Origin of the sequence: Phycicoccus sp., assembly GCF_035325325.1 — a bacterium.
In the GTDB taxonomy this organism is placed as follows: Bacteria; Actinomycetota; Actinomycetes; order Actinomycetales; family Dermatophilaceae; genus Phycicoccus.
In genome coordinates this window covers 211543-220072 of record NZ_DAOLAC010000002.1, presented here as the reverse complement: position 1 = coordinate 220072, position 8530 = coordinate 211543, and the positions used below count along the sequence as shown (strand labels likewise).

Annotated in this window: 9 protein-coding genes; 6 read left to right on the top strand and 3 right to left on the bottom strand. The window is 73.2% G+C overall.

Going from position 1 to position 8530, the window contains the following annotated elements:
* Positions 1-270 precede the first annotated feature (270 nt).
* The 4 genes from PKA89_RS02605 (at position 271) to PKA89_RS02590 (ending at position 4559) form a co-directional block, all read left to right on the top strand.
* Positions 271-822, top strand: coding sequence for a single-stranded DNA-binding protein (locus tag PKA89_RS02605; protein ID WP_324416319.1), 552 nt, complete (start codon positions 271-273; stop codon positions 820-822).
* Positions 823-883: 61 nt separating this feature from the next.
* Positions 884-2566: an energy-dependent translational throttle protein EttA gene (ettA, locus tag PKA89_RS02600; RefSeq protein WP_324416317.1), complete on the top strand. Its 1683-nt coding sequence runs from the start codon at positions 884-886 to the stop codon at positions 2564-2566.
* Between the two features lie 17 nt (positions 2567-2583).
* Positions 2584-3606 carry a glycosyltransferase gene (locus PKA89_RS02595; protein ID WP_324416315.1) on the top strand — a complete coding sequence of 341 codons (1023 nt, stop codon included), beginning with the start codon at positions 2584-2586 and terminating at the stop codon, positions 3604-3606.
* Positions 3603-4559, top strand: a complete 957-nt coding sequence (locus PKA89_RS02590; protein WP_324416313.1) for an NAD-dependent epimerase/dehydratase family protein — start codon at positions 3603-3605, stop codon at positions 4557-4559. Before PKA89_RS02595 ends, PKA89_RS02590 begins: the two co-directional genes overlap by 4 nt.
* 20 nt (positions 4560-4579) lie before the next feature.
* On the opposite strand, the gene PKA89_RS02585 is transcribed toward PKA89_RS02590, so the two are convergent.
* Together PKA89_RS02585 and PKA89_RS02580 are read right to left on the bottom strand one after the other, a co-directional pair.
* Positions 4580-5305 carry a class I SAM-dependent methyltransferase gene (locus PKA89_RS02585; RefSeq protein ID WP_324416311.1) on the bottom strand — a complete coding sequence of 242 codons (726 nt, stop codon included), beginning with the start codon at positions 5303-5305 and terminating at the stop codon, positions 4580-4582.
* 33 nt (positions 5306-5338) lie between these two features.
* On the bottom strand, positions 5339-5995 hold the full coding sequence (locus PKA89_RS02580; RefSeq protein ID WP_324416309.1) for a TetR/AcrR family transcriptional regulator: 657 nt from the start codon (positions 5993-5995) through the stop codon (positions 5339-5341).
* A 92-nt stretch (positions 5996-6087) separates the two neighbouring features.
* Here PKA89_RS02580 and PKA89_RS02575 point away from each other — a divergent pair, with 92 nt between their 5' ends.
* The gene (locus PKA89_RS02575; protein WP_324416307.1) at positions 6088-7233 is read left to right on the top strand and encodes an acyl-CoA dehydrogenase family protein; all 1146 of its coding nucleotides are present in this window, start codon (positions 6088-6090) and stop codon (positions 7231-7233) included.
* Between the two features lie 38 nt (positions 7234-7271).
* Complete coding sequence (locus tag PKA89_RS02570; RefSeq protein ID WP_324416304.1) at positions 7272-7790, top strand: nitroreductase family deazaflavin-dependent oxidoreductase; 519 nt, start codon at positions 7272-7274, stop codon at positions 7788-7790.
* Here the strand turns inward: PKA89_RS02570 and fabG are convergent.
* Positions 7763-8518, bottom strand: a complete 756-nt coding sequence (fabG, locus tag PKA89_RS02565) for a 3-oxoacyl-ACP reductase FabG (protein WP_324416302.1) — start codon at positions 8516-8518, stop codon at positions 7763-7765. The two genes, PKA89_RS02570 and fabG, sit on opposite strands and share 28 nt — an antisense overlap.
* Positions 8519-8530: the final 12 nt, after the last annotated feature.

The following is an 8530-nucleotide window of genomic DNA, read 5'->3' as shown; positions in this document are numbered from 1 at the left end:
GCGGTCATGGACGCGCGGCTGCGCGCCGCCATCGAGACCGTCGCCGACGCCGAGATCCTCGCGCCCGTGCGCCGCGTCCTCGACCGGCACGCGGCCACCCGTGCCGCGCTGCGGCACGCCGCCGAGGTCTGACCGGGCGGCGTCGTCCACAGCGCGCCGACCCGTCCTCCGTCGTCCACAGGTCGCGCGGCGGCCGTTGTGCCGGGCCGGAGCGCTGACGAGGGTGGTCCCAGCGGTCCCCGAGCGGCGGGGGCCGGGGAGGAGCACACGATGTACGAGACCCACGTGACGGTGCAGGGGCGCCTCGTCGCCGACCCCGTCGTCAAGCAGGGCCGCCACGGGCCGTTTACGGTCTTCAGGGTGGCCCAGTCCGAGCGGCACCCCGACCGCGGCGAGCCCGGCCGGTGGACCGAGTCCGACCCGAGCTTCTACGACGTCTCCGTGTACCGGGGGATGGGCGAGAACGCCGTCCGGTCGCTGCGCAAGGGCCATCCGGTCGTCGTCCACGGCAAGCAGCGCATCCGGCAGTTCCGTCGCGACGACGGCTCCTTCGGCGCCGCCGTCGAGCTCGACGCCTACGCCCTGGGCCACGACCTGCGCTGGGGGGTCACCGCCTACACGCGCAACGGCGACCTCGCCCCCGCGCTGCCGGAGGCGGGCTCCGCGGCGGCGGCGTTCGGGGACCCGGAGCGCGACGCCTACGAGGTCGCGGGTCCGGGCCCGGTCCTGGGGGCGGAGCTCGCGGGCGCCGCGGCGGCGAACGGCCTGGCCCCCGCGGACACCGGTCCGCTCGTCCGCCCGGCCGAGGAGGACGCCGCCTGAGGCCGGGGCGGCCGACCGCCGCGGATTCGGGCGGGGGGTCGTGTCTCGTTACGCTGGCCCCATGCCCGAGTTCATCTACGTGATGTCGCGTGCCCGCAAGGCGCACGGCGACAAGGTCATCCTCGACGACGTCACGCTCTCGTTCCTGCCCGGCGCCAAGATCGGTGTCGTCGGCCCGAACGGCGCCGGCAAGTCCTCGGTCCTGAAGATCATGGCCGGTCTCGACCAGCCGTCCAACGGCGAGGCGCGCCTCACCCCGGGCTACTCGGTCGGCATCCTCATGCAGGAGCCCGAGCTCAACGAGGAGAAGACCGTCCTCGGCAACGTCGAGGAGGGCGCCGGCGAGATCAAGGCGAAGGTCGACCGGTACAACGCGATCAGCGCCGAGATGGCCGAGCCGGACGCCGACTTCGACGCGTTGATGGCCGAGATGGGCCAGCTCCAGGAGGCCATCGACGCCGCCGACGCGTGGGACCTCGACTCCCAGCTCGAGCAGGCGATGGACGCCCTGCGCTGCCCGCCGCCGGACGCCGACGTCACCGTGCTCTCCGGCGGTGAGCGCCGTCGGGTCGCCCTCTGCAAGCTGCTGCTCCAGAAGCCCGACCTGCTCCTCCTCGACGAGCCGACCAACCACCTCGACGCCGAGTCGGTCCTCTGGCTCGAGCAGCACCTCGCGGCCTACCACGGCGCCGTCGTCGCGGTGACCCACGACCGGTACTTCATGGACAACGTCGCCGAGTGGATCCTCGAGCTCGACCGCGGCCGGGCCTACCCGTACGAGGGCAACTACTCGACCTACCTCGAGAAGAAGCAGGCCCGCCTCGAGGTGCAGGGCAAGAAGGACGCCAAGCTCGCCAAGCGGCTGGCCGAGGAGCTCGAGTGGGTCCGCTCGAACGCCAAGGCGAAGCAGACCAAGTCCAAGGCCCGCCTCCAGCGCTACGAGGAGATGGCGGCCGAGGCCGACAGCACCCGCAAGCTCGACTTCGAGGAGATCCAGATCCCGCCGGGCCCGCGCCTCGGGAGCAAGGTCATCGAGGTCAAGGGCCTGCGCAAGGGCTTCGGCGAGCGCCTTCTCATCGACGACCTGTCGTTCACGCTGCCGCGCAACGGGATCGTCGGGGTCATCGGCCCGAACGGTGTCGGCAAGACCACGTTGTTCAAGACCATCGTCGGGCTCGAGGAGGCCGATGCCGGCACGGTCGACGTCGGCGAGACGGTGAAGATCTCCTACGTCGACCAGAGCCGCGGCGGCCTCGACCCGAACAAGAACCTCTGGGAGACCGTCTCCGGCGGCCACGACTACATCCAGGTCGGCCACGTCGAGATCCCGAGCCGGGCCTACGTCAGCCAGTTCGGCTTCAAGGGCCCCGACCAGCAGAAGAAGGCCGGTGTCCTCTCCGGAGGCGAGCGCAACCGGCTCAACCTCGCGCTGACCCTCAAGGAGGGCGGCAACCTGCTCCTCCTCGACGAGCCGACCAACGACCTCGACGTCGAGACCCTCGGTTCCCTCGAGAACGCGCTCCTCGACTTCCCGGGCTGCGCGGTGGTCATCAGCCACGACCGCTGGTTCCTCGACCGGGTCGCGACGCACATCCTCGCCTACGAGGGCGACGACGAGAACCCGGCGAAGTGGTACTGGTTCGAGGGCAACTTCGAGTCGTACGAGAAGAACAAGGTCGAGCGGCTCGGCGAGGACGCGGCCCGCCCGCACCGGGTGACCTACCGCAAGCTGACCCGCGACTGACCGCCCCGGAGGCCCCGTTGTCCACCACCCCTGCCGGGTCCGCCGCCGGGTCCACCGAGCGCCCGCCGCACCGGGTCTCCGTCGTCGTCCCCGTCTACCAGGGGTCCACGACGCTGCGGGGCCTCGTCGCCGAGATCGCGCCGCTGACCCGCGTCGCCACGTCCCCGGCCGGTCGGTCCTTCGTCGTCGAGGAGGTGCTCCTCGTCGACGACTGCGGTCCGGACTCCTCCGACGTCGTCATCCGCGCGCTGGCCGCCGAGCACGACTGGGTGCGTCCGGTGTGGCTGAGCCGCAACTTCGGCCAGCACGCGGCGACGCTCGCCGGCATCTCGGCCTCCGGTGGCGAGTGGGTCGTCACGATGGACGAGGACGGCCAGCACGACCCGGTGCACATCGGCACGCTGCTCGACGCGGCGATGACCGAGCAGGCCGACGTCGTCTACGCCCGGCCCTCGAACGCCCCGCCGCACGGGGCGCTGCGCAACGTCGCGTCCCGGTCGGCGAAGTGGCTCGTCGCCCGGATGGCCAAGGGGGCCCCGGCCGCGGACTTCAACAGCTACCGGCTCGTCGTCGGCGAGGTGGCCCGCTCGGTCGCCGCGTACGCCGGCCCCGGCATCTACCTCGACGTCGCCATCTCCTGGGTCGCGCGCCGCACGACGACCGCGCCGGTGCCGATGCGCGCCGAGGGTGGTCGGGCCTCGGGCTACGACCTGCGCCGGCTCGCCTCCCACTTCTGGCGGCTCGTCCTGTCCAGCGGCACGACGCCGCTGCGGCTGGTCAGCCTCGCCGGGGCCGCGGCCGTCGTCCTCGCGCCCGTCGTCGCGGTCGTCCTCCTCGTCGGTCGGACCGCCCGCTGGTGGGACGCCCCCGGATGGACCTCGACGATGGTGCTGCTCATGGCGGCAACCGGCGCCATCCTCTTCGCGCTCGGGGTCATCGCCGAGTACGTCGGGATGGCCGTCAACATGGCGATGGGCAAGCCGCTCTACCTGCCGGTCCGCGACCGCCGTGAGGGCCCGCTCGGGCGGGACGAGGAGTGAGCGAGCGGACGACCGGGCGGCCCCTCGCCTGGGTCGTCGGCTCGGGCGGGCTCGTCGGCCGGCACCTCGTGGCCGCCCTGCGCGCCCGCGGCGACGAGGTGATGACCTCCGCGGTGCCGTGGTCGGACGAGGCCGCCTCGGTCGAGGTGCTCCGCGCCGAGCACGAGCGCTTCGTCCGGGAGCGCGCCGGTCGCCCCTGGCTGCTCGCGTGGTGCGCGGGCGCCGGGGTGGTCGCCACCGGCGCCGACGCGCTGGCCGCCGAGCTGAGGGTCTTCGAGGCGTTCACCGCGCTGCTCGAGCCCGACCCGGACGGCCTCGGGGTCGTCGTGCTCGCCTCGTCCGCCGGCGGCCTCTACGCGGGCGCGACCTCGCCGCCCTTCACCGAGGACACCGAGCCCGCGCCGCTCGTGCCGTACGGCCGCACGAAGCTGGCGATGGAGGCGGCCCTCACTGAAGCGGTCTCGCGCACCGGGACCCGCGCGGTGCTGGCCCGGCTGGCCAACGTCTACGGTCCCGGCCAGACCCTCGGCAAGCCGCAGGGCCTGCTCTCGCAGCTGTGCCTCTCCGACGCCACGACGCGGCCCCTGCCGGTCTTCGTGTCGCTCGACACGATCCGCGACTACGTCTACGTCGTCGACGTCGCCCGGATGTTCCTGCGCTGCGCCGAGCTGGTCCGCGAGGAGCCGGCCGGGACGACGGTGACCAAGGTGGTCGCGTCCGGTCGCCCGGTCACCGTCGGCCACCTCGTCTCCGAGGCGCGCCGGGTGTTCCACCGGCCGCTGCGCACCGCGATGGCGCCCGGCGGCAGGGGCCAGGTGCTCGACCTGCGGCTGGGCTCGGTCCGCTGGCCCGAGGTCGACGCGCTCGCCGCCACGCCGCTCGTCGCCGGCCTCGCCGCGACAGCCGCCGACGTGCGCGCCCGGGTCACCTCCGGCGGCCCGCTCGACGGCTGACGCCGCCCGCGGGAGGCCGGTCAACCGAGCCGGGTCGCGCCAACGAACACCGAGGACCCGAACGGCAGGTCGGCCCGTCCGAGGAGGGCGTGGTCGAGCCGGCACATCGCCCGGAGCGTGGTGTTGAGCGCCCGCGGCACGCGTGGCACCTCGACGATGTCGTGCGGGCCGGACACCCGTCGCCGGGAGACCCGACGGGCGGCCCGCTCGGCGACGAACAGCGGGAAGACGGTGGCGAACCCGTAGGTGGCGCGCTCGACCCGGAAGCCGGCGCGCTCCAGGGCGGCCGTCGCGCGACGGCGCGTGTAGCGGCGGTGGTGGCCGTTGGCGACGTCGAAGTCGGTCCAGGCCCAGGTGTACGCGGGCACCGACATGAGGAAGCGGCCGCCCGGCCGCAGCACCCGGTGGACCTCCGCGAGCGCCTCGGCCTCGGGGTCGCAGTGCTCGATGACGTCGAACGCCGCGACGGCGTCGAACGAGGCGTCGGCGAAGGGCAGCGCGAGGGCCGAGCCGCAGACGCCGTCGGCGTCGAGGCCGCGCGGGTCGATGTCGAGGGACGCGGTGCGCCCGACCGCCTCACGGAACCAGCCGGCACTCGGACCGTCGGCGCTGCCGAGGTCGAGCGCGGTGTCGGCGCCCTCGACGAGGTCGCGCAGCGCCTGCTCGAGGAGGTCCGCGCGCGCGACGTACCACCAGTAGTCGGGCGCGGCGATCGACGGCGACCCACCGTGTCCGTGCTCAGTCACCGCGACAGGCTACCCGCCGGGCGGGGTGGTCCCTCAGGCCCGGCCGCCCGCGAGACGAACCGCGAGGTCGCCGTAGGTCCGCTCGACCATCTCGGGGGTGCGCCGGCCTCCCGGGACGTACCAGCGGGCGACGTCGATGGCCATCGAGAGCAGGGCGAGCGCGGTGGCCGGCACGTCCTCGACGTCGAGCTCGCCGGACTCGACGCCGTCGCGCAGGACGTCGGCCACGACGCGGTCGATGTCCTTGCGCAGGTCGATGACCGCGGACTGGTGCTCGGTCGACAGGTGCCGGAACTCGAACTGGACGATCCGGCCGAGCTGGTGGTGCTCGGCGTGCCACCGGGAGAACCCGCCGACGATGGCGCGCAGTGCCTCGGTCGGGGACGCAGCGTCGGCCGCCGCCTCGACGAGGAGGTCGCGGGCCCGGGCGTGCCCGCGCCGGCTGATCTCGAAGAGGAGGACCTCCTTGGAGGCGAAGTGCACGTAGACACCGGCGGGGGAGAGGCCGGCGCGCGAGGCGATGTCGCGGGTCGTCGTCGCAGGGAAGCCGTGCTCGGCGAAGGCGTCGGCGGCCGCGAGCATGATCCGGGTCGCCGTGTCGCCGACGTCGGTGGCGCCGCCGGGGCGGCCACCCTCGGGCGCGAGCGCGGCGAGGACGGCGGTCTCGGTGAGCGGCGTGGTGCTGGGCACGGTTGACAGCATGCCGTACCCAAGCGAGACTAAGCAAGCGCTTAGTCACGGTGGCGTGCCGCCGCCGTCCACCCACCGAGCCGAGGAGCCGCATGCCCCGCAACGTCTACGCCGCCGAGCACGAGGACTTCCGTGCGTCCGTCCAGGAGTTCGTCTCCCGGACGCTCGAGCCCCGCGCCGAGCAGATGCTCGAGGTCAAGTCGGTCGAGCGCGACCTGTGGAAGGAGGCCGGCAAGCAGGGCCTCTTCGGCCTCGACATCCCCGAGGAGTTCGGGGGGATGGGCGCCGAGGACTACCGCTTCAACGCGATCGCCGCCGAGGTCATCGCCGGCTTCAACTTCGCGGTGTCGTCCTGCTTCGGCATCCACTCCGACGTCTGCCCGCCGTACATCGTCGACCTCGGCACCCAGGAGCAGAAGGAGCGCTGGCTGCCCGGGATGGCCAACGGCGAGCTCATCGCGGCCATCGCGATGACCGAGCCCTCCGGCGGTTCCGACCTCGCCGCGCTGAAGACCACGGCCGTCCGCGACGGCGAGGACTGGGTGCTCAACGGGTCCAAGACCTTCATCACCAACGGCTACCAGGCCGACCTCGTCATCGTCGCGGTCCGCACCGACCCGAGCAAGGGCGCCAAGGGCATCACCCTGCTCGTCGTCGAGGAGGGGATGGAGGGCTTCACCCGCGGCCGCAAGCTCGACAAGGTCGGGCAGGAGGAGGCCGACACCTCCGAGCTGTTCTTCGAGGACGTCCGCGTCCCCGACGCCAACCGGCTGGGCGAGGAGGGCATGGGCTTCGTCGCGATGATGCAGCGCCTGCCGCAGGAGCGCATCGGCGCCGCCGTGGCCAACACCGCGCACGCCTTCCAGATCTTCCGGGAGACCGTCGAGTACACCAAGGAGCGCAAGGCCTTCGGCCAGCCGGTCGGCTCGTTCCAGCACAACAAGTTCAAGATGGCCGAGCTGCTGACCAAGCTCGAGGTCACCCAGGCCTACGTCGACGACTGCGTCGCCGCGCACGCCGAGGGGAAGCTGACGCCGGTCGACGCCGCGAAGGCGAAGTGGTTCTCGGCGCAGGTGCAGAACGAGGTGCTCGACGAGTGCGTCCAGCTGCACGGCGGCTACGGGTTCATGAACGAGTACCGCGTCGCCCGGGCCTGGCGCGACGCCCGCGTCTCGAAGATCTGGGCCGGCTCGAACGAGATCATGAAGGAGCTCATCGGCCGCGACCTCGGCCTCTGAGCCCGCCCGCCGGGCGCCGCGTGTGACACCGTGGGGCGATGACGCCCCGCAGCTCGCACGAGATGCCCGGCTGGCTCCGCGTCGTCTTCGCGGCGCCGCACCCCCTGTACGACCGCGGACTCGGGTGGCTGCTCGGCGGCCGGTTCGTGCGGGTGTCGCACGTCGGCCGGCGCAGCGGGCGCCCGTACCGCACCGTCCTCGAGGTGCTCGAGCACGACCGGCGCACCGGCGCCGTGACCGTCGTGTCGGGTTTCGGTCGCGGCGCGGACTGGTTCCGCAACGTCACCTCGGGCGCTCCCGTGGGGGTCGACCTCGGCCACGGGCCGCGGCGCGCCGACTTCGAGGTGCTCCCGGTCGGGGAGGCCGTCGCCGTCCTCGCGCGCTACGAGCACCGCAACCGGTTCGCGGCCCCGGTCGTGCGGCGGGCACTGTCCGCGCTCACCGGCTGGGAGTACCGCGGCACCGACGCCGACCGCCGACGCCTCGCCGAGGAGCTGCCGATGGTGCGGCTCACCCCGGCTCGGGAGTCTCAGTCGAGCGGGCCGCCGGCGACGTAGACGACCTGGCCGGAGACGAACCCGGCCTCCTCGGAGACGAGGAACGAGATGGTCGCGGCGATGTCCTCGGGCTGCCCGACCCGCGCGACGGGGATCTGGGCGGCGGTGTGCGTGAGGAAGTCCTCGAACGAGACCTTGAGCCGCTCGGCGGTCGCCCGCGTCATGTCGGTCTCGATGAAGCCGGGCGCGACCGCGTTGGCCGTGACGCCGAACTTGCCGAGCTCGATGGCGAGGGTCTTGGTGAACCCCTGGAGCCCCGCCTTCGCGGCCGAGTAGTTGGCCTGCCCGCGGTTGCCCTGCGCCGACGAGGACGAGAGGTTGACGATCCGGCCGTAGCGCTGCTCGGTCATGTGCGCCTGGCACGCCCTCGTCATGAGGAAGGCCCCCTTGAGGTGGACCGACATCACGGCGTCCCAGTCGGCCTCGGTCATCTTGAAGAGGAGGTTGTCCCGGATGATCCCGGCGTTGTTGACGAGCACGACCGGCGGCCCGAGCTCGGCGGCCACGCGGGCGACCCCGGCCTCGACCGCCGCGGCGTCCGAGACGTCGACGCCGACCCCGAGGGCCCGGCCCCCGGCGTCGCGGATGCGGCCGGCGACCTCCTCGCAGGCGGCCTCGTCGAGGTCGAGCACGGCCACGGCGAAGCCGTCGCGGGCCAGCCGCTCGGCGGTGGCGGCCCCGATGCCGCGGGCGGCTCCGGTGACGACGGCGACTCGCTGGTCGGACATGGGGCTGCTCCT

Bases quoted from the DNA above. Each gene is read 5' to 3' on its own strand.
- PKA89_RS02605 (WP_324416319.1), top strand. From the start codon at position 271: ATGTACGAGACCCACGTGACGGTGCAGGGGCGCCTCGTCGCCGACCCC.
- ettA (WP_324416317.1), top strand. From the start codon at position 884: ATGCCCGAGTTCATCTACGTGATGTCGCGTGCCCGCAAGGCGCACGGC.
- PKA89_RS02575 (WP_324416307.1), top strand. From the start codon at position 6,088: ATGCCCCGCAACGTCTACGCCGCCGAGCACGAGGACTTCCGTGCGTCC.
- PKA89_RS02570 (WP_324416304.1), top strand. From the start codon at position 7,272: ATGACGCCCCGCAGCTCGCACGAGATGCCCGGCTGGCTCCGCGTCGTC.
- fabG (WP_324416302.1), bottom strand. From the start codon at position 8,518: ATGTCCGACCAGCGAGTCGCCGTCGTCACCGGAGCCGCCCGCGGCATC.